General features: G+C 40.0%; 18 protein-coding genes and 1 pseudogene. 8 read left to right on the forward strand and 11 right to left on the reverse strand.

The genetic code is table 11. The features are described from left to right. The first annotated feature begins 596 nt into the window (after positions 1–596). The 3 genes from AC5JMK_RS25920 (at position 597) to AC5JMK_RS25930 (ending at position 4,605) form a co-directional block, all read left to right on the forward strand. Positions 597–2,333 (forward strand): thiamine pyrophosphate-binding protein, encoded by a 1,737-nt coding sequence (locus AC5JMK_RS25920; protein WP_096678342.1) that lies wholly within the window; start codon positions 597–599, stop codon positions 2,331–2,333. 38 nt (positions 2,334–2,371) lie between these two features. Next, positions 2,372–3,511: a 3-oxoacyl-ACP synthase III family protein gene (locus AC5JMK_RS25925; RefSeq protein WP_096678340.1), complete on the forward strand. Its 1,140-nt coding sequence runs from the start codon at positions 2,372–2,374 to the stop codon at positions 3,509–3,511. A 110-nt stretch (positions 3,512–3,621) separates the two neighbouring features. Continuing rightward, positions 3,622–4,605 carry an SGNH/GDSL hydrolase family protein gene (locus AC5JMK_RS25930; RefSeq protein ID WP_495911302.1) on the forward strand — a complete coding sequence of 328 codons (984 nt, stop codon included), beginning with the start codon at positions 3,622–3,624 and terminating at the stop codon, positions 4,603–4,605. A gap of 27 nt (positions 4,606–4,632) precedes the next feature. Here AC5JMK_RS25930 and AC5JMK_RS25935 read toward each other — a convergent pair whose 3' ends face one another. Next, the gene (locus AC5JMK_RS25935) at positions 4,633–8,148 is read right to left on the reverse strand and encodes a WD40 domain-containing protein (RefSeq protein ID WP_495911303.1); all 3,516 of its coding nucleotides are present in this window, start codon (positions 8,146–8,148) and stop codon (positions 4,633–4,635) included. A 413-nt stretch (positions 8,149–8,561) separates the two neighbouring features. Here AC5JMK_RS25935 and AC5JMK_RS25940 point away from each other — a divergent pair, with 413 nt between their 5' ends. Next, on the forward strand, positions 8,562–9,335 hold the full coding sequence (locus tag AC5JMK_RS25940; protein ID WP_495911304.1) for a thioesterase II family protein: 774 nt from the start codon (positions 8,562–8,564) through the stop codon (positions 9,333–9,335). Positions 9,336–9,459: 124 nt separating this feature from the next. Here the strand turns inward: AC5JMK_RS25940 and AC5JMK_RS25945 are convergent. Continuing rightward, positions 9,460–9,923 (reverse strand): annotated as a pseudogene (locus AC5JMK_RS25945) (2,3-diketo-5-methylthiopentyl-1-phosphate enolase); the annotation flags it as partial. Between the two features lie 186 nt (positions 9,924–10,109). Then, entirely contained in the window at positions 10,110–10,484 is a 375-nt protein-coding gene (locus AC5JMK_RS25950; RefSeq protein ID WP_096678330.1) for a c-type cytochrome, read from the reverse strand. A 210-nt stretch (positions 10,485–10,694) separates the two neighbouring features. On the opposite strand from AC5JMK_RS25950, the gene petG reads away from it, so the two are divergent. Beyond that, complete coding sequence (gene petG, locus AC5JMK_RS25955) at positions 10,695–10,808, forward strand: cytochrome b6-f complex subunit V (RefSeq protein ID WP_096679274.1); 114 nt, start codon at positions 10,695–10,697, stop codon at positions 10,806–10,808. Between the two features lie 60 nt (positions 10,809–10,868). On the opposite strand, the gene rsmD is transcribed toward petG, so the two are convergent. Next, complete coding sequence (gene rsmD, locus AC5JMK_RS25960) at positions 10,869–11,495, reverse strand: 16S rRNA (guanine(966)-N(2))-methyltransferase RsmD (protein ID WP_495911305.1); 627 nt, start codon at positions 11,493–11,495, stop codon at positions 10,869–10,871. Between the two features lie 221 nt (positions 11,496–11,716). Continuing rightward, a complete protein-coding gene (gene hisH / locus AC5JMK_RS25965) occupies positions 11,717–12,358 on the reverse strand; it encodes an imidazole glycerol phosphate synthase subunit HisH (protein WP_096678328.1) in 642 nt (213 codons plus the stop codon). Positions 12,359–12,416: 58 nt separating this feature from the next. On the opposite strand from hisH, the gene AC5JMK_RS25970 reads away from it, so the two are divergent. Together AC5JMK_RS25970 and AC5JMK_RS25975 are read left to right on the forward strand one after the other, a co-directional pair. Then, complete coding sequence (locus tag AC5JMK_RS25970; RefSeq protein WP_495911306.1) at positions 12,417–12,668, forward strand: hypothetical protein; 252 nt, start codon at positions 12,417–12,419, stop codon at positions 12,666–12,668. A gap of 301 nt (positions 12,669–12,969) precedes the next feature. Further along, a complete protein-coding gene (locus tag AC5JMK_RS25975) occupies positions 12,970–14,340 on the forward strand; it encodes a DUF3370 domain-containing protein (protein ID WP_495911307.1) in 1,371 nt (456 codons plus the stop codon). Between the two features lie 359 nt (positions 14,341–14,699). Here AC5JMK_RS25975 and AC5JMK_RS25980 read toward each other — a convergent pair whose 3' ends face one another. Continuing rightward, entirely contained in the window at positions 14,700–16,292 is a 1,593-nt protein-coding gene (locus tag AC5JMK_RS25980) for an IS1182 family transposase (RefSeq protein WP_096678324.1), read from the reverse strand. Positions 16,293–16,417: 125 nt separating this feature from the next. Between AC5JMK_RS25980 and AC5JMK_RS25985 the strand changes: the two genes are divergently transcribed. After that, positions 16,418–16,780, forward strand: a complete 363-nt coding sequence (locus AC5JMK_RS25985) for a hypothetical protein (protein ID WP_096678322.1) — start codon at positions 16,418–16,420, stop codon at positions 16,778–16,780. A gap of 107 nt (positions 16,781–16,887) precedes the next feature. Here the strand turns inward: AC5JMK_RS25985 and AC5JMK_RS25990 are convergent, their stop codons facing one another. The 5 genes from AC5JMK_RS25990 to petA all read right to left on the reverse strand — a co-directional run bounded on the left by AC5JMK_RS25990 (position 16,888) and on the right by petA (position 20,393). Next, positions 16,888–17,118: a photosystem II protein, Psb35-related gene (locus AC5JMK_RS25990; protein WP_096678318.1), complete on the reverse strand. Its 231-nt coding sequence runs from the start codon at positions 17,116–17,118 to the stop codon at positions 16,888–16,890. 182 nt (positions 17,119–17,300) lie between these two features. Further along, on the reverse strand, positions 17,301–18,128 hold the full coding sequence (locus tag AC5JMK_RS25995; protein WP_096678316.1) for an Rpn family recombination-promoting nuclease/putative transposase: 828 nt from the start codon (positions 18,126–18,128) through the stop codon (positions 17,301–17,303). Positions 18,129–18,491: 363 nt separating this feature from the next. After that, positions 18,492–18,968, reverse strand: coding sequence for a type II toxin-antitoxin system YhaV family toxin (locus AC5JMK_RS26000; protein ID WP_096678314.1), 477 nt, complete (start codon positions 18,966–18,968; stop codon positions 18,492–18,494). Next, positions 18,968–19,288: an AbrB/MazE/SpoVT family DNA-binding domain-containing protein gene (locus AC5JMK_RS26005; protein WP_096678312.1), complete on the reverse strand. Its 321-nt coding sequence runs from the start codon at positions 19,286–19,288 to the stop codon at positions 18,968–18,970. The genes AC5JMK_RS26000 and AC5JMK_RS26005 overlap by 1 nt, the downstream gene beginning before the upstream one ends. 103 nt (positions 19,289–19,391) lie before the next feature. Next, positions 19,392–20,393, reverse strand: coding sequence for a cytochrome f (petA, locus tag AC5JMK_RS26010; protein WP_096678310.1), 1,002 nt, complete (start codon positions 20,391–20,393; stop codon positions 19,392–19,394). Between the last annotated feature and the right edge of the window lie 120 nt (positions 20,394–20,513).

The following is a 20,513-nucleotide window of genomic DNA, read 5'->3' on the forward strand; positions in this document are numbered from 1 at the left end:
ATGAGTTCCCACAGGTGTACTTTTTTTGAATAGCTGTAAGATTAAGAATTCTATAGCTTAAACAAAATTTACAATAGTTCATTAAATTATTTATTAACTTCCTGATTTTGGCTTGTCTAAATCTTAAAATCATTACAACAATCAAAGCTCATGATCGCTGAAACAATGATTATACTTAAGTTTCCTGTAAGCACATATCCAGATTATCAGCAGAGTGATAAAAGAATATTTTAGATAATTTGGCGATCGCATCTCCTTACTCAAAAGCTAATGGTCAAATAATAATTTGTTGATATTATTCTCAATAATGAGGTGTAAAATTTTATAGATAAACGCCCTTCTCACTTCCTTATAATTCATTCTTAATAAGATATATAGGCGTTCGCATCTGGACTAAGAAGATATTAGTCTTGACACTAATCAATTTCAAGTACACTGTCTGGTAATCATAAAGACATCTAGATGATAAGCGGCACAAATGAAGTTGTTATTATGATATGATTTAGACACTGTAAGGGTTTTAGCGTGATTAAATTCTGTTTTGTGCATTGTGCATTTAGTCTGCCTAAGATGGACGCTAAATAAATAGCAAAGATATGAAAGCTAACAAGGCTAGAGAGTTCAGTTCCCTAGAAAATATATCTCATAGTGAGTCATCTGCACCTTTGTCAGTAGCAGAGGCCGTGGCTAAGATATTGGAAGATCTAGGAGTAGTATATGCGTTTGGTGTTTCCGGAGGTGCGATCGCACCACTTTGGGGTGCATTGCATAATAGTTCTCTGCAAGTACTCCACTTTCGGCATGAAGCAGGAGCAGCGTTTGCAGCAACAGAAGCATATTTTGCTAGCGATCGCCCAGTAGTAATATTCACTACCACAGGACCAGGAATCACGAATGCTTTGACAGGACTATTAGCTGCCCGTTGGGAAGGTGCTAAGGTTATTCTACTGTCAGGTGCAACACCGTCAACACGACGTGGACGCTGGGCCCTTCAGGAAACCAGCACTTATACCATGCCTAGCACAGGTCTTTTGACTTCAGGGACAATATTTCATTACGCAATTACTCTCGAATCTAGTGATGAAGTTTCAGAAGTTGCACGAAGGCTTGCTCTTGGCTTCGCAAGACCAGAAGGATTTGTTGCTCATCTGAGTATCCCTAAAAACATCCAGACAAGCTCAGTCAAAAGCTCGTTACCAAAAGCACCTCTGTCTTACGCTTTGCCAACTGCCAGTGAGAAAACAATGGCAGAATGTGCGCGATTGCTGTCTGAAGGACCTTTTGCAATCTGGGTTGGCTTTGGTGCGCGAGGTGCAACAGAGGAAATTCGCCAACTTGCTGAAATGACAGGGGCTGCTGTCATGTGTTCACCCCGTAGTAAGGGTATTTTTCCCGAAAATCATCCTCAATTTGTGGGCGTTACAGGCTTTGGTGGACATGGATCAGTCTTAACTTATATGCAAGAACAGCGTCCTTTGCGTACGCTTGTACTCGGAACACGCCTTGGTGAACTTACCTCTTTCTGGAATCCCGTGATGATCCCCACACGAGGATTTGTACATGTTGATCTGAACGCAGAGGTTCCAGGAACAGCTTATCCATCTGCTGAGACATTCGCTATCCAGTCTGATGTTGGAATGTTTATAAGAGGACTGCTGAAATACTTCCCAGAAAATATTGGTTCCTCATTAGCGATCGCTTTGCCTAATCCTAAACGTGATTTAATTGAACCACAAGCAGAAGGTTTGGTGCGACCGCAGTTTCTGATAGATATGATTCAACGGGTAATTGTTGATAGTACAGAGATCATAGTAATGGCAGAGTCTGCTAACTCCCTGGCTTGGGTAAATCCAATGCTGCAATTTGACAAACCAGGTCGCTTCCGTGTCAGTACTGGCTTTGCCTCTATGGGACATTTTGTTACAGGCGTCGTGGGTACAGCTTTAGCACGTCAAGGTAAGGCAATAGCCATTGTTGGAGATGGCGCCATGCTCATGAACAACGAGGTGAGTACGGCTGTAAAATATCAAATTCCTGCTATCTGGATTGTACTCAATGATGGGCGCTACAACATATGCGAACAGGGAATGACGTATTTAGGTTTTAAGGGCGTAGATGCAACAATTCCACAAGCAGATTTTGTCAAAATTGCCCAAGGGATGGGGGCTGATGGTATTCGTGTTGCAAGGGAATTTGAAGTTCAGGCAGCATTAGAGAAAGCGATCGCAGCAGCTGGTCCATTTGTAGTTGATGTACTTATCGACCCTACCCAAATACCACTTTCTGAAGGTCGTAATCAAAGTCTGATTTCACAAGGTGCTACAAATTATTAAATCAATTATTTAAATTTGTTTAATAAGGCAATTCAACTATGGTGTATTCTCCAGTAGGTATTCGTTCGCTCGCTATTAGTTTGCCAAGCATCAAACGTACAAGAGATTATTACATAGAAAAATACCCAGATTTAGTTGCTCAATCGGAGCAAAAAAGCTTGGCAAAGCTATTTTCACTAAGTGGCTCTACTCCTAGTAATGAGTTTGATATAGAGATGATGCCTTATTTGTCTGATCCCTTTCGTGGAACAGTTGAGCAGCGATTGCTGGGGCCAGGGGAGTCTTCCCTGACACTAGAATATGATGCGGCAATAAAAGCTCTTGAAGCAGCCAAGCTTTCTGTTGACGACATAGATCTCATACTTGTTGCTTCAGTCTGGCCTGAACAAATTGGATTTGGCAATGCTGCTTTTCTTGCCCAGCAACTTGACTTTCAGGGTGCTGCTTGGAATCTAGATGCAGCGTGTGGAGTAACACCAGTTGCACTTCAGACTGCTTGTGCTTTGGTGCGAGGAGGAGAGTATAAAAAAGTGCTTGTAGTTGTCTCATGTACATACTCTCGCTTTTTCGATGAACAAGATACTATATTCTGGTGTATTAGTGATGGTGCTGGGGCTTTTGTTGTCGATACGCTCGAACAAAATCAGGGAGTTCTAGGTACAAAAACAATTAATACAAGAGTATTGTGTAACACTTTATTCTCTACTATTTCAGAGGATGAACAGGGTCATCCACTAGTTCGTATGCAGTTTAGCAAAGAGTCAAGCAAGCTATTCCGAGAAACAGTTACGGATTTTCTTCGTACTTGTTGTGAAGCTGCTGCCAGTGCAGCTGGTGTAACCCTAGAGCAAATTGACTTTTTTCTTTTCAATACACCTACAGCTTGGTTTGCGAGCTTTTGCACACGTGTACTCGGAATTGAACCAGAACGGACAATCAACATTCATCCGCAATATGCAAATATTGGATCGGTACTCTCATTAGCCAATATGTACCACGCTGCACAGTTGGGTAAAATTCATGAAAATGACTTGGTTCTGATCTATGGATTCGGTGTAGCAGGTGCTGCTTCTGCGAGTGTAATGCGTTGGGGAAATGTGGCTCTAAGTCCTGATCCTTTTAGGGGAACAGACTCAACAGTGAAAGTTTCTGAAGACAGTAGGTATGTATCTTGTTGATTAAAAATACTCTTGGTTTGTAGTAAGCACTTAAGTGCTTACTACGAATATATCTGTATTTTTTATTTAGATAATCGGTATAATACCGAAAACATATCTAAAAATCCACTGTGCAAAGAAAATTTTTAGCAGCAGGACTTTTTCTGTTGTCTGTTGCGTTTCCACTCAAAGTCTTAGCAAAGAGTTATGATGAAATTTATGTCTTTGGTGATAGCTTCTCTGATACAGGTAATGTATTCAATGCCACAGGTGGAGCTATCCCGCCCAGTCCATATGTTAATGAGCGTTTTTCCAACGGTTCAGTTTGGGTGGAATATCTCGCCTCTGATTTAGGAATAAATTTTAATCCGCAGACCAACTTTGCTTTTGGCGGTGCAACCACAGGCTTTGATAACATTGGCTTGGCAGGTTTACCAGGATTACAGCAACAAATTAATAGCTTTACAACAGCAAATGCGTCTGCTGATCCGAATGCTCTTTACATTGTCTGGGCTAGTACGAATGATTACATAAAGTATTTTTTTGGTGATGTTCCCGATCCAAACGAGACAGTCACAAATATATCAACTGCGGTAGAATCACTAATTGCTGTCGGCGCTAAAGATATTATGGTGGTTAACCAGCCTGACTTAGGAAAATTCCCGATTACAGGCGGGAATAATCAAACTTCTGATGCACTTAGCAATTTGATCAGTACACATAACTCTAATTTGACTGCAAGCATCTATTTATGGGATCAGCAATTAAGTCCAGATATAAATATTATTGGTCTTGATGTAAATTCCTTATTTAATCGGATAATTGCAGATCCCCAGGAATTTGGTTTTACCAATGCAACTGATTCTTGCATTGCAGGAGACTTATCAGTTGTACCGATAAATCCTCCTACACAGCCAGTTAACTGTACTCCAGATACCTTTGTGTTTTGGGATCAACTTCATCCAACGACTGCTACTCATAAGACAATTGGAGAATTAGCATTTTCAACACTTAAGAAAGAAAAAGTGCCTGTTCCTGAACCTTCTCCTGTGTTGGGGGTGTTAACGTTTGGTGCTTTAGGTATAGTTTCTCTACTAAAAGGTAAAGGACGATAATACTATAGGGTAGTCGGGTCGGTTTATTTATGTAATTGCTCCTAAAGCTTTCAAAGAAGCTTTCTGAGCATCTGTCAGACCAATAATATTGGAAATATTCGCACCTTCATATGGTCTCTCATTCCTTAATGTTTTGAGGCACTCCCCGGTGTTAACGTCCCAAAATTTAATAGTGTCATCTTGACTACCACTTACTACTGTTTGACCATTGGGACTAAAGGTAACAGACCAAACTAATTGTGTATGTCCCTCTAAAGTTTTGATACATTGATTTGTGCGGAGATCCCAAAGCTTCACAGTTTGATCTTGACTACTACTCGCTAGCATGAAGCCATCTGGACTAAAGGCTACTGAGTATACAGAACTGGTATGACCCTTCAAAGTTTGAACACATTCTCCAATTTTGACATTCCACAGCTTTATCGTTTGGTCGGTACTGCTGCTAGCTAGTATGTGGCCATCACAACTGTAAGTTATCCACCAGATCCAATTATTATGTCCAAAAAGTGTCCGGATGCATTCCCCCGTCGTAACATTCCATAACTTCACTGTTTTATCGTGAGAACCAGTAGCAACGATTTGACCATTTGGATTGAAGGCAACAGACCATATCCGATCAGTATGCCCTTCTAGTATATGAATGCATTGACCAGTGTTAACATCCCACAACCTTGCTGTGTGATCATCACTGCCACTTGCAAGCATTTGACAGCTTGGGCTGATAGCAACCGATGTGAGCCAATTTGCATGTCCACTAAAAGTTCTAAGACATTCACCAGTGTTGACATCCCAGAGCTTCACACTTTGATCTTCACTACCACTGGCCACGATCTGGGCATTTGAACCCACAGTAACCGACGTCACCCGATTTTTATGTCCTCGCAAAGTTTTGAGACACTTACCAGTATTAATATCCCAGAACTTCACCATTTGATCACCACTTCCACTCACAAGCATGTCACCATTGGCACTGAATGTCACTTCCCAGATTCCGCTACTGTAACCCTGCAAAGTTTTGAGGCATTGACCAGTGCTAATATCCCATAACCTTACTGTTTGGTCACTACTGCCACTCACAAGTGTGCAACTATCTGGACTCAAAGCAATTGACCATACCCTACTGCTATGTCCCTGTAAAGTTCTAAGATATTCACCAGTGTTGACATCCCACAGTTTTACCGTTCGATCATCTGCTCCACTTGCGAGTATATAACCATCTAAACTAAAGACTAATGAATTTACACAATCAGTATGACCCTGTAAAGTATTGGTATGTAGACCAGTTTCAACATTCCACAATCTCACTGTTCGATCATGGCTGCCACTGGCTAAAGTTTGACCATCTGGACTGAAGCTAACTGACCAGACTCCACCATGATGTCCTTGTAAAGTTTTGAGGCATTTGTCAGTGGTGACATCCCATAATTTCACCGTTTGGTCATGACAACCACTAGCTAAAATTTGACCATTTGGACTAAAAGCAACTGATGAGACTCTGCCATTATGACCACACAAAGTTTTCAGACATTCACCAGTATTAGCATTCCACAGTTTCACAGTTTGGTCTTCACTTGCACTGGCTAGTATATTACCTTTAGGAGAAAAGGCAACTGACGCAATTCCGTTACTATGTCCCTGTAAAGTTGCCAGACACTCTCCGGTATTCACATCCCACAGTTTGATTGTTTGATCCTTACCACCACTTGCGAGGATTTTTCCATCAGGACTAAAGCTAACTGACCACACCCAATCAGTGTGTCCAATACAAACAAGCTGTTGTTTGCCGTCTGCAACTTGATAGAGGTGAACCTGATTATAAGTATCTCCCATAGCTAAGAATTGACCATCAGGGCTAAATGCCACCGAATGAATACCACCAAAGGTTTCAGCAAAAACGCAGTTAGCTAAATCAGCGTGAGCAAAATTTACATTGTGCAAACTTACACTGCGTAGGTCAGCTTGCCAAACAGCGAGATCAGAAAAATCATAGCCATTTAAATCTGTCTGTAGTTGACTAAACAAATTGAGGATATTTCCAGCACTATAGCCTGGTTCTTGGGGTGATTCTTCTCGTAGTCTTGCTAAAATTTGAGTTAATTGTTTTTCAATACCTCTTTTGCTTCTAAAGACAGCGAGTAGTTCATTAATCAATGGTTGGAGGATGAGGCGAATATGAGTTTCTTTGATGTAATCTTTGGCAGTTGCCTTTATTAAGGCGTGACATCTAAAAAGATCGAAATTTTCAGTTGTGATCTCTTCACATACCTGTTCTATCAATACCTGAGTGACATACTCCATAACTACAGGTTGCAGGGTGAAAGTTGCTGCACTTTGCTCAATTAGCGATCGCCTAACTAGAGACTCTAGAGCCTCTACTAATTTTTGTGGTGGTGTTGGCGATACGATATCTTCTCGTAAATCCGATAACGAAACTGGCTCACGATTAATTGCTAGCCAATACATAATTTCTTTTTCCAGGTTTGATAAGCGCTCAAACTGCTGCTCTAAAACATCACGAATATCTCCAAAAACTGCTGTATCTTGTTGCAAGAATTGAGTCACATTACCACCAAAAACATCTTGAATAGTCGTGGCAACTATCTTTAAGGCTAATGGATTGCCTGCATACAGATCAATCATTCTTTTACATTCTTTCTCTGTTGCGGATAGTCCCTTGACTTTCAAAATTTCCTGTCCCTCTTCCACATTTAAGCCAGTCAGTAGTAGGGAATGAATGGGTAGCGCTCTACCTTCCATTAATGCTACTTCTTTGGGTTTTTCCCGACTAGTTAGCACTAAACAGCTAGTATGAGCTGCTTCTCCTAGCTGTTTAAACAGCTGACCATATTCCTCATATCCTTCAGGGTAATGTCCAGAGCGATTACCACTGCTGAGAATTGACTCTATATTGTCAAAAATCACTAGACAACGATTATTTCGTAAATAATCAAGTAGCCTGGATATGATCTCAGCCAGATTTTGTGGGAGATTGCTTTGTGTTTCTTGCTCGTCAGAGAGAAATTGGATGAGATTTACGAGAACAGATTTAATAGGTGGTGCTTCTCTTAGCGATCGCCAGATGACATATTCAAATTCTTCCTGAATCTGTTGAGCAAGCTTTAAAGACAAAGACGTTTTACCAATTCCGCCCATTCCTAATACTGCTACAAATCGACACCGCTCATTAAGAATCCATTGCTCTAAAGTGGCAATTTCTTGCGTACGTCCATAAAAAACTGTTGGAATAGTAGCATCTCCCCAATCTATCCGACTATTTGAACTAATATAGTCACTTTTTTCTAGTTTTTCCTTAAAAACTGTAAATAGCTTCTCAAGAGTTTTTTTATCAACCCCGGATTCGCGATTAAGTACTTTTGAGATTGTACTGGGATATAACCCAGTAAGTGCGCTCATTTCTTCAAATGTATAGCTGTTGCCAAAATTTTCCTGTGCTTCTGATGTGCGCTTTGCTTCTTGAAGTTTTTGCAATCCTTTAGTAGTAAGTGCAACTCCGCGCTTGCGTCTCCAATTTTGTAAAGTCATATATTAAAATTTTAATTATACTAAATTTACTTTAAAGAAATTAAATTTTTACTGAATCAAGAGCTTGTCGAACTATACATCAACTAGCGTGTTTTTTTGATAAAATACTTGTTGAGAACTCAAACTCGAAAATAGCTAAAACTCTTACTATATATATTACAGCCAATTTTAATGTAATTTTTATAAAATATTTGCTGCATTTGATTTAATGCTTTTTAAATTTTATTTTATGGTTGATCTTACTTAGTATAACAAAATTGCTATGTTTACTAAAAAATCGAGCGCTATCTTATGGTTTAACTAATATAAAAATTGCTGTTGAAGTTTAATATTGGTCAAAATACAATCACACAGACTTGAAAACGAATTTTTCGTAAACTAGATGTATCCACAAGAGCAAAAACAGTAGCAAGATGCCCAACACCTCAAATTTAGATTCTTGGTTTGTTTGTCCTAAACCTAATCCAGAAGCCAAAATCCGCTTATTTTGTTTCCCTTATGCTGGTGGTAGCGCTAATATATTTCGTGGGTGGTCAAATCATCTTCTACCAACTGTAGAGATCTGTGCGATCGAGCTTCCTGGTAGAGGAATGCGGATCAAGTTACCTTCATTCACTCAATTAGAACCTCTAGTCACAGAGTTAGCTAGTGTTTTTAAACCAAACTTAAACAAACCGTTTGCTTTCTTTGGCCACAGCATGGGTGGACTTGTGAGTTTTGAACTTGCTCGTCTACTCCGCAAACAGTATGGTGTAAAACCGAGTCATCTATTTGTATCGGCTCGCAGCGCACCTCAAATTGTTGATACCAAACCACCTATTCACAGCTTACCGGATGCAGAATTTATTGAAGAATTGCGTCATTTAAATGGGACTCCAGAAGCCTTACTAGAAAATGATGAACTTATGCAATTATTCATGCCTATTCTACGGGCAGATTTTGCAGTACTAGAAACTTATATTTACACTCAACAAACACCACTGGATTGTCCTATTACTGCTTTTGGTGGTTTGCAAGATCAAGAAGTTAGTTATGACCAAATTAAAGCATGGCAAGAGCAAACAAGCGCTTCTTTTTCATTACATATGCTTTCTGGAAACCACTTTTTTTTGCACTCATGTCAGTCATTTTTACTAGAGATTATTTATCAGAAAATAAATGATATAGCAATCCTATATGATTTGTGAGAATTGCAATGCTCAGATCCCCAACGAGAGCATCCCAATTTTTATTCTGACATTTGGAATGCTCCCGATGCTAAAGAATCGATATCACCAGCAATTTGTCTTGTTATAAAGTATTTAATTGAAATAGACCAGCATGAGCTACTTCTGACAAAATCGCAGCGTGATCTGAAGCTGAAAGCCCCAATGCTGGTTTAAATATAGCCATAATTAAGGGGCGATCAAACACTCTCAATAGTTCACGGATACCTGTAATTCCAACTTTTGGAGACTGACCATAAGTTTCTGGTAGACGCACCACAATAACTTTCGCCGCACCAGCTATTGAGTATTTACCAAATATCATCGTCAACAGGCTAGATATATCCTTTTCGACATTCGTTTCTGGAAAACGAATGGTAGCGATGCTGTGACCTGTTTGGATTTCGGTTTGGACTGAGACTACTTTTGTGCCAGATGCGATCGCAAAGTCGCTTCTTTATGGGCAAAACCCGCATCCCAAGTTCCGACTGTTTGCCCAACGGCGATGACTTTGGCTTGTTTATGAGGGTCTACACCTTCAGGAAAATGGTAGTCTACTTCAATTGTCATTTGTCATTTGTTAATGGTTAGTTGTTTAGAATCTTGATAAATCACGACGCAGGATTTATGCTGCTTCGTGATTTTCATCCACTGTATAATGCACAGGGTTTTCAACCTACCTCTCATAAACCACCAACAACCAATCATCAAGCACAAAGCATAAACTACCAACAGCTAACCCAATCACCAACAAAACTACAATGTTTCCAAATAACTAAGCAGGTCTGCCATTTCTTTAGTACTAGGCTGGAATTTTGGCATAGGAGGAGTTTCGCCACTGATGACTTGATGAATTAGACCATAGGGGGATTTGTGCTTAGAGACTCCTTGTAGACTAGGACCGACTCGACCGTCTGCTTCCAAACCATGACAACCGGCACAGTTAATTTGAAAGATCGCATGTCCTTGTACTGGATCACCTGTTAGGGATAGAACTGTCTTAACATAGGGATCGGAAGCTCTTACTATGCGAACAGCAAAAATCCCCAAGAGAAGCGCTAGCAAAATCGCCAGAGCCATTAAGGCGATTCGCTGAATGATATTTTTAGGTTGGGTAATTTGGTTATCCAAATTTTTTTGCTGTCAAAGTTTGGGTGTACAAAAAATTTTCATTTCATACACATAGCTTAAAATTTCTTTGATTGTGTTTGCAAGCACAATATCTATTTTTCTATATTCTGTTGTTGGCTAAAACCATCTTCAAACATGGGATTGATGCCAAATTTGGTAAGATTGAGAACAGGAAATAAATCTTTAACAACTGCAACAAGGAGATCTCAAGTGGTTGAACCCCTGCTAGATGGCATTGTTCTGGGTCTAATCTTCGTAACTCTGGGTGGACTGTTCTACGCTGCTTATAAGCAATACAAGCGTCCCAACGAATTGGGAGGTTAATTTTTATTAAGGGGACGTGGGGAGACGTGGGGAATGATCAGACGCGCTGACGCGGAGAATCTAATTACAAATACTCTCCATGTCTCCATTCTCTCCTTCTCGCTTATTTGTTCCAGAAGATGTATTGCCAGTATTAAAATCATTCGTCAACCCTGTTGTGTAGAAAGTAACAGCTGTGTTACCGTAAATTTTTTGGTGACAGATTTCTAAACCGGGAATTATTGGTGGTGTATTTTGACAACTGTGTTCGACTGCTATTTCCCCATGAGAATCTAATAATTGGTAAGATGCGATCGCCTCTAGTACTGGTTGGTAAACTTGACTAGCATAAGGTGGATCGAAGTAAATTCTATTAAACTGTTGTCCAGCTAGTTTTGGCAATAACTGCACTACATCACCGCGCAGCACTTTCCACTGTTGTTGCTCTTTCGCTACTTGTTGCCAGTTTTGTTGGATAATTGCACAGGCACGGCTGGATTGTTCGATCGCGATCGCACTTGTTGCACCTCTACACAATGCTTCTGCACCCATCGAACCTGTACCAGCACACAAATCTAGCCAGCGACATCCTTCTATTGTTCCTTGCCAAATATTAAATATAGCTTCTCTAACCCGCGCGCTTGTGGGTCTGGTATCTTTACCTGGTAATGTTTTTAACGAGCGATTTCCGTAAATTCTCAGAGCCATGAGCTTAGGGTCAAAATTAACGCAGACTTTATGACAAACTCACTTTCGCTCTAACTTTATAATCACAAAAAGTGGTTCAGGTAAAATATTAACTAATTCCTGTTCATTAAATAACAATCCATCACATTTATAGCAGAATTTTTCCATCATTCTGACTAAGAATGGCGGAGATGATAAAACAGGTGAAGTGATAGGAGATATTTACAAAAATTAACTTGATTTTAAGCAGCAATTTCTTCGCGATCGCGGACTTGGGCAACAAAATTAGACAGAATTTGCAATCCAATATTAGAAGATTTTTCTGGGTGAAACTGGACTGCCATTAAGTTTTCATAGGCAATAGCGGCTGTAATAGTTTGACTACCATGAGTGACATTAGCCGCACGGACTTGGGGTTCGGTGGGGTCAACATAATAAGAATGGACAAAATATACCCAAGGTTGAGGCGCTAAATATTCCCATAAAAGACATTTTGGTTGAGTCAATTCAAGTTGATTCCAACCCATGTGGGGAATAGTAATTCCTGGTTCTGGACGGAAGCGACGCACTTTTCCTTTTATAATTCCTAGTCCTGGTTCGCAGCCTTCTTCACTAGACTCAAACAAAATTTGCAGTCCCAAACAAATACCTAAAAAGGGTTTGCCAGATGCGATCGCTGCTTTTATGGGTGCTTCTAAATTCCGCGATCTTAAATGTTGTATTGCCGGGTCAAATGCACCCACTCCCGGTAATACTATCGCATCTGCTCTTTCTAATTCCTTTGTTGAATCTGTAACTTTCGGAGTTGCCCCAGCTTTTTCTAAACCTTTGCAGACTGAGTGCAAATTCCCCATGTCATAGTCCACAACTGCTATAACCGCCATTAACTTGCTCCCTGTCAATTTATTATGGAGGGTAATTCTATTTTAAATAATATTCGTAATGACGAGAAGGTTGCTATTAATTTATTTTGCAACTTGGCGATCTGATCAAAAATCAAATTCTGATGATGATTTATTGATTGAACTAGCTAAACTTGATTCGATATCTCATGCTTTGACTTTGGTGCGATCGCTCTTTGTGGATGTGCAACTAGCCAAGACTCAAGTACTGGAAAAAATCACAGAACTACTGCCAGATGGAATTATCTGCTGTGGCATGACCCAAAAGCAGACGCAATTAAGTGTGGAATAAATGCTGGTTTTGGTCAAACTGTGTTGTAAACAACGCTGAATTTAGAGCAGTTGATGGTTAAGATAAGGAATTTTGAGATTAGCCATGACTGGAGCAAATTTGTCTGTTGAAGGTCTAAATTATTCAGTACTAGATGACCTGCGACAGTGCCAATTAAAAGTTCCTTGCACATTTATCCACGTTTCTATTTTGACTATAGAAAATTTGCCCTCAATTCTTGCTGATTTTTTATTAATTATTTACAGGGTGGCACTTTGATAAAATCTTTTGCGTCTGTTTGTAGAAAAATTTATCTAAGTATATGTTGCCAATCTTACTCATCCTTCCTCTCGCTCAAACAACTCCTCTACCACCATCACCACCAGAAGAAATAGTACAAACTCAACAAGTACGTCCTTTACCAGGAAAACTGGATAAAATACCAACCTTTAATAGCAATAGTCCAGAAAAAGTTGTGACAGAAGGAATTCTTTTGTCTACCTTTCCTCATAAAGGGAAAAAAGTGTCAACTGCACATCTGAATTATCCTTTTAAGGGAAGATTTGATATTTTTGCCCATCATGTTGCTGAAGCACCTACCCCAAATGACTTGCGATCGCTTTATCTAGGGATAATCCTACATAACCCAGGTAAACAACCAATAAAGATTAATGTTTTTCAAGGTGCAACTTATTTAAGTCAGCCAGATGCACCATTTGTGGAATTACCATCTTTAACTCGAAATCTTTCAGGAAATGTTTTTGCTGGCCCAGGCGATCGCGTCATGAATGATGTCTTACGTGGACGTCGCCAAGATATTTTCCCTGCTCAAATTGTGATTCCACCAGGGGAAAGTCAGATGCTGTTGAATACACCAATTCCAGTCAAAGGACTCACCCCACCTTTAAATGGTCGATCTGCTTTGATTCGTCTATATAGTAGCGGAACTGTCTACGCGGCTAGTTTGGCAATGTTTGCAAAAACTAATCCTGATGGTAGCGAGCGATCGCCTAATTTAAAAGAATGGGAAAATTTACTCAATAACGGTAATTTAGCCAGTCCGCGAGATAAAACCCCCACTCCTTTAGAAAAAACCGACACACCGATAGTTTATGGACGTGTCGCAGGTGTGGCCAACGGTTCTTTTTGGCGGGCTTTTATTACAGATGGTGCTAAATCCAAATATCTGACTATTCCTCAACCAGGTCAAGCTTATTCTTATGCATTAAGCACTGTCCCTGCTGGAACTTTAGGAACCGATCAAATTCAAAGTGCGCCGATGTTAGTCCGCTATCCTGATACAGCATATTTAGCTCATGGAAATTACGGCATACAATACAACCTGAAGTTCCCACTACATAACAACACCCAGACACCGCAAAAAGTAACTATATCTATGCAGACACCCCTCAAAGAAGACCAGTTAGTCAAACCGGGGTTACGCTTTTTGAGTACACCAGCCCAACAAGTGTATTTCCGTGGGACAGTCCGCTTAGGCTACAAGGATGATCAAGGTCAGCAGCAAACCCAGTTTGTGCATTTAGTACAAAAACGCGGTCAGTCTGGAGAACCCTTAGTAATATTAAATATGAAACCGGGCGACAAAAGATTAGTACAAGTAGATTTTCTTTATCCACCAGATGCAACACCACCGCAGGTATTAACGGTTGAAACTTTAAAAACTAGTCCTTAAACCAATACGGTTGGTGTTAAGCATTGTTTATTTCTTTGTGAGTCCTCCGCATTTGGTGCGGTTTGTTCAAAAAATTGACTTACAACGAGTTTTAACTCTAACACCAACTGTATTTTTATTTATTAGAAAAAAATTTAGACAGGTATTGGTATAATACTCATAATTAAGGTTTATAACGCTGATTAAAGCTGTATAAATTAGTCTAGACAGAAGCTAGTACAACAAGGCAAAAGTAAAAAGGCAAAAGTAAAAAGAAAGCTTATTTTATAAGCTTTTCGAGTATTTTAAATGGTTGCTTTATTTACGCCGTGCTGTACTAGAGCGCCGGTCGAGTAGAGGTTATTGACAAATAAAAAAGACTATGCAGCAGGGATGAGGGACGAATTTTCGGGTGTAGTGTGGGATATACGAGCCAGAACATGGAGATTGTGAACGACAGCCATTCTTCGTAGATCAAAAAGATTTTTACGTAGACCAAGATAGCGAGCTTGGTCTCCTTGCCAGTGACCAATATGAGCTAGAGTATGCTCAACACTGACACGTTGACGGAGTTGAGCGCGTCCAACCTCAGTAGTTTGACGCTGGCGTAGTTCCACAAGTAAAGATTCATCAGGATGAATGGAAATAGTCCGGCCATGTTTGCTGGTGGTGGATTGAGAACGTAGGGGACAAGCAAGACATTCATCTTCACGAAAGTGGACGATGCCGCCTTCGTGAAAGGGCAAACTGATTCCATTTGGGCAAAGAATCAAAGAATTGTCCCAATCGAGAACGAAAGCATTTTTATCAAAAAGTTTACCGTTGCGGACTTTCCAGGGCTTACAAATAATAGTCAGATCAGGTGTGCGCTGTTTGACAAAATGACTGGTCAAATAGGCACGGTCAATGTGTAATTCTCGAATAGTTACTTGTTGCTGTTTTAAATCTTGTTCAATATCTAGAGTCACAGATGCTTCAGGTGCGTTGGCGCTGGTGATACCAACAGCCCTGACCATTCCTAAGTCTAAATCCTTAGCAACATGACGTTTAAACCCATCAAATTTCTGACTGCGGCTTTTACGTCCATGACGCATATCTTTATCTTCGATGGAAATACGTCTATCTTTGGTAACCCCCTGACGAAGCTTTGGGGAACCATCTGCGGCCTCCTCAACATCCTGAGTTTCGATTTGTCGTGCAATTGCCAGATTTGACTGTACTTGTTGAGCCGTTGAATCGTTCAAATCAGTTGTTTGATTAATCTGTGATTCAACGGAGTTCAGGGTTTGTAAAATATTTGATAGTGCTATATTTCTAGCTTCTGGATTATCCCAATCTAAGTCAAGAGCAGCTTTCAAGCTGGTTTTAGCGACGACATCAGCACCAAATTTTGATGCTATATTTTCTAAACTATCTTGATTAATTTCAGCTATTATTGATAACGCTTTTCTTAACGCATGACCTAATAAATTATAGGTATCTTCAACTCTTGCTGCTCCCCATAATGGACTTGAATCTAGGGCTATTTTTAATGAAGTTGAATTGTAGCCTCCGCAAATTTTAGCCATTTCAACTGTCTTTTCGATTAACCCTCTATCAAAAGAATGTGATATTAAAAGGGCACGGAATTTGACTAGGGTTCCTTTACTGAATGGGGCTTTTTCACAATCAAGGCAATCTAAAACTAGCTGCCATCTTCTATCCATTTCTATTGCTTCTATTCCCTCATCATCTGAAACTCCTGTATATGCTTGAAGGATAATGAAAAGTGCTAATTGTGCTGGTGGCACCGGGCATAGTCCGACGCTACTATCTTTAAAAATTTTTGCCAATTCTAATTGAAAATTTGAATCAAATAGTTCGTGGCGGATCTGCCGCAAAAATACAAATAGCTTGGCTTTACGTATACGTTTTACTACCGTTGACTCTTTGGGTGATAACTCGATGGGAGGTTGCCAGATTGGTGGACGCATTTTATACCTCTTATGCCTTGAACCCCGGAGATTGGACACAACAAATATTGTATCTTTTGTCAATCGCCTCTACTCGACCGGCGCTCTAGACCCTTTTGCGTATCTTAAATTTTTCGAGTTTTTAAATGAAGATCATCATGGTTCCTCGTGAAACTCGCGAGGCAGAAACTCGTGTTGCTGCGACCCCAGCAACCGTTGCCAGCTTAGTTAAGCTCGGCTGTCATGTTTTAGTGCAAACAGGAGCTGGATATTATTCTGGGTTTTGTGATCAGGACTATGATGCTCAAGGTGCTGACATTGTGGGGAATGATCTTGACGTTTATCGGAACGTTGATCTTGTTTTGTACGTTAAGCGACCTGCGGAAGATTTGGAGAAAGCGATCCTGGCAAATCTATCAACAAATTGTGCGATTTTGGGCTTTTTAGATCCCCAGATACCTCGCAGCCACCATAGCAGGCAATGGTATCAAAAATTTCTAGGGGTTTAGGATTTTGCTGTTTATAACTAAGACAAAACCCCCAGGTTAAACAAGTGGGGGTAGCTAAATACTCTCAAATAAACTAAATTTTTGTGGAAGAAACCCAATATCTGCCATTAATTCGGTAATGTATTGCTAACGTAAGCATCCATTCCATATGCAGGGGTGCGATCGCTATAGTCTATATCTTTACCAGTGATGGATTTAGCTAGTTTTTCAAAAGATGCAGAACGCCAGTTACGTTCGTGGATAGGTTTTGTTTGTTCTCCCAAGAAATAAGCCATAGAACCCAATAAGGAAGCTGCTACCCAACCAACAACGAATAATCCAATCAAGATAGTAATCATAGTTTTTAGCCTTTAATTTAATTTTTATGTCTTTATGTAAATTAATGTAACAGAAATTTAAAAATTAGGTCATGGTGTGAATACCGAAAAAAAGATCGGGTATTTCACACTTCAGCCTTATGTAGGCTTAGTGGTATTAGGCGATCGCTTCTTAAATTTGTAGAGGAAAAAAGGAGCGATCGCTATTTGTTTTGATTACCTGCTGCTTGTTGGACTTGCTCTACAGTTAAATCTAGAGCCTGGGCTATTTGTTCTACACTTAACCCCAAAGCCAATAAGCGGGGTATAGCTTCCAGCTTGCCTCGCTGCTTACCTTCTTCCAAGCCTTCTTCCAAGCCTTCCTGTCTGGCTTCTTGTGCGATCGATTGATACATCCTTGTCTTTTTGAATTCGTCATCTATGCCTAACATCGCTGCTAATTCCTCTCGGCTTAACTGGGTAAATTTGTACAACAGGATGGTCTCTATTAATTCTACAATTTGCTTTTGGATAGCTTCATCCGTTAGTTCCTGTCTGGCTTGTAAAATTAATTGTCTACCACGCTCAACGGCTGTCTCTTGCCTTTCTATAATTAGCTTGACTATCGCAACTTGCAGAGAGTTTTCTGCTGCTACACCTAACTCATCTAAATAAATAGGCTGAACTTGCAAACTATCAAGCAGCGATCGATATGCTTGTTGATCTTCAGGCTCTACACTCCGTTTAGGATAGATCACAACCGCACGCCAAAAATTCACAGATGCATTTTGCTTGAGGTAGAGAAATATTTCTGCGAAAAAGCGCCTGTAAAAAGTCGCATCTAGTTGAAACTGAACTTCGACAAAATAAACTGGCTGTGTGGCGGTTTCAATTGTCGGGACAAACACCCCATCAATCCGAAAAGCTGTTTCCTTAATTTCGACAGAGACAAATTCATAAGCATCGACATTGGCTGTTGTGTTACCAATGATGGCAAAAAATATACTGGGGAAAGTTTGAAATAAACTATAAAAAATTTTGTCAGTTTGCACTGGGGTCTGAGTAAATGTGTTTTTAGTGTATAGCGATCGTATATGATTTGTGAGAATTGCAGAGCTTAGATCTCCGACTTCTCAGTAGGATACAGCTGGCGAATAGGAGGTCTGACCCCTCGTTGATCACAAATTGAATTGTAGAGACGTAGCAATGCTACGTCTCTACATCTGATGGAATGACGAAAAATCGTTCATGAGGGGTGTCACCCCTGATTCGCCAGCTGTATCCTCAGTAGAAATCGGGGATCTTGTCCTGGGATATCCTGCGATCGCCATGACTCGGAGGTTGGGAAATCACCAAAAACTCTAAATCTTATTGCGATTCGTTAAATATTTGATGGGGAACACCAGGCGGAACTTCTAATTAGTTCTATCTTCTTTCTCTTCTTGAGAATCTTCTTTTTGACACTCAGTTAGCAACTCATCAATACTTTGAGGTAACTCTCCATTCGTTACTTTTTTAGAGAAAACTTGATAACAATCCTTCTTATCCCCTTCTTTGCGGGGAAATCCTAACCAAAGAATAATAATAATTTTTTGTTCTTTAAATCCTCTAAAGAACAATCGATATCTTTCAGGTAGTCCCATTTTCTTGAGACGACCATATTTTTGTAAAGGTTTTTGTAAAACAAAGTAGGTAGCAAAAGGATCTTGAGGTATTTTTTCTTTGATACCAACATCTAATGCTTTTAATAACTTGATATCTGGATGTTTAATAAATTCTTCTTGAGTTAATTTATTTTTTAAAACACGCACTCGATTAGACAATTCTACCCATTGCTTATGAAACAATGGGTAAAAAAAGATTTTCCATCCATGACAAGTGAATGAACTCATTAATCTAACTCTACATCAGCTAGTAAATTATCCATTTCATCACTCATTTCTTGTGTATAAGGAATAAGCTTTGAAGGATTTTTGATTGCATCTTTCATTAGGAAATCAAGAAATAAACTCAACATCAGTGATTCTGTTTCATCTGCATTTTCCATTTCTTCCGTATCTAATCTGACTAGAAATGTATTTTCAGATAATACTTCGATATAACCAGAAGCATTAACTAAATTAGGATAATCTTTAGAAAAGGCACGGGGTAGACGAAATCCGTCTTGAGTACCTATCTTGGCATGAGCTATGGGATAAATTTTGTCAGCCATGTCATTAAGTTTAAAGTATTATAATATTTATAATAATACAATATATCCAATATAAAAAAGACAGGCGTCTTGCCTGTCCTCACTTGATAATTCCAATCAAAATTTAGAAATTCATTTCAGCTGCTTGGACTTTCTCAACTTGTTTCTTCTTCAGAACCAGCATGACTTGAGCTAGCATGACCAAACAGATAAATGCAATCATCCATTTCACTCTGTTGGGATCTTGCAGTACGATTTCTGCATCGTCTTGACCAAAGCCGCCGACGTTGGGATTATTGGTCAAAGCGTCTCCACTCTTGAGTGTTTGTCCTTCAGAGACAATCAACTCAGGACCAGCAGGAATTGTATCGACAACAGTTTCGCCAGAGTCAGTTTGGATGCTGAGTTGATATTTGGCACTACCATACTCATCTTCCTCTTTGGCAATCTTGGTAATTGTACCAGCAGCAGAAGCTGTGTAAACAGTATTGTTGCTCTTTTCGCCTGTTGGGTAAACTTGTCCGCGTCCCCGGTTAGCACCTAAGTGAACTGCATATTTGCCGAAGTGAATGTTTTTGTCGCTAGCGGGGTCAGGGGAAAGAACTGGGAAGACAATTTCTTGGTACTGTTCGCCAGGGATGGGGCCGACAAGAAGCACGTTGTCCTGACCATCTTTATAAGGCTGGAAGTAAACATCGCCTACTTCTTCTTTCAATTCTTCAGGAATGCGATCTTCAGGAGCAATCTTGAAGCCTTCTGGTAGCATTAACACAGCGCCGACGTTCAAACCAACTTTGGAACCGTCTGCGCCTACTTGCTGGACGCTGGTGTCGTAAGGAATTTTTACTACCGCTTTAAATACTGTGTCAGGTAGAACTGATTGGGGAATTTCTACTTCCGCAGGCTTTTGCGCTAGGTGACAGTTAGCACAAACAATCCTTCCCGTTGGTTCGCGGGGTGTTTCTGGATAGGTTTGCTGCGCCCAAAATGGATAGGCGGCGGCTGATTGGGGAAGGACTAGATCGCTGGTGAAGAAGAATGTCACGCAGGCGATCGCAACGAGTAATGTTTTGCTAATTACTCTAGCACTGCGAGTTAGTCTCGCGCTTTTCAAGGCTTTTCTCATCTCTTAAGGACTAGTTTCTCTGAATAAATATGTCATTGGTCATTAGTCATTGGTCATTGGTCATTGGTCATTGGTCATCGGTCATTGCTTATTGGTCATTATCTAATGACAAATGACAAA

Source organism: Pelatocladus sp., from assembly GCF_059505505.1.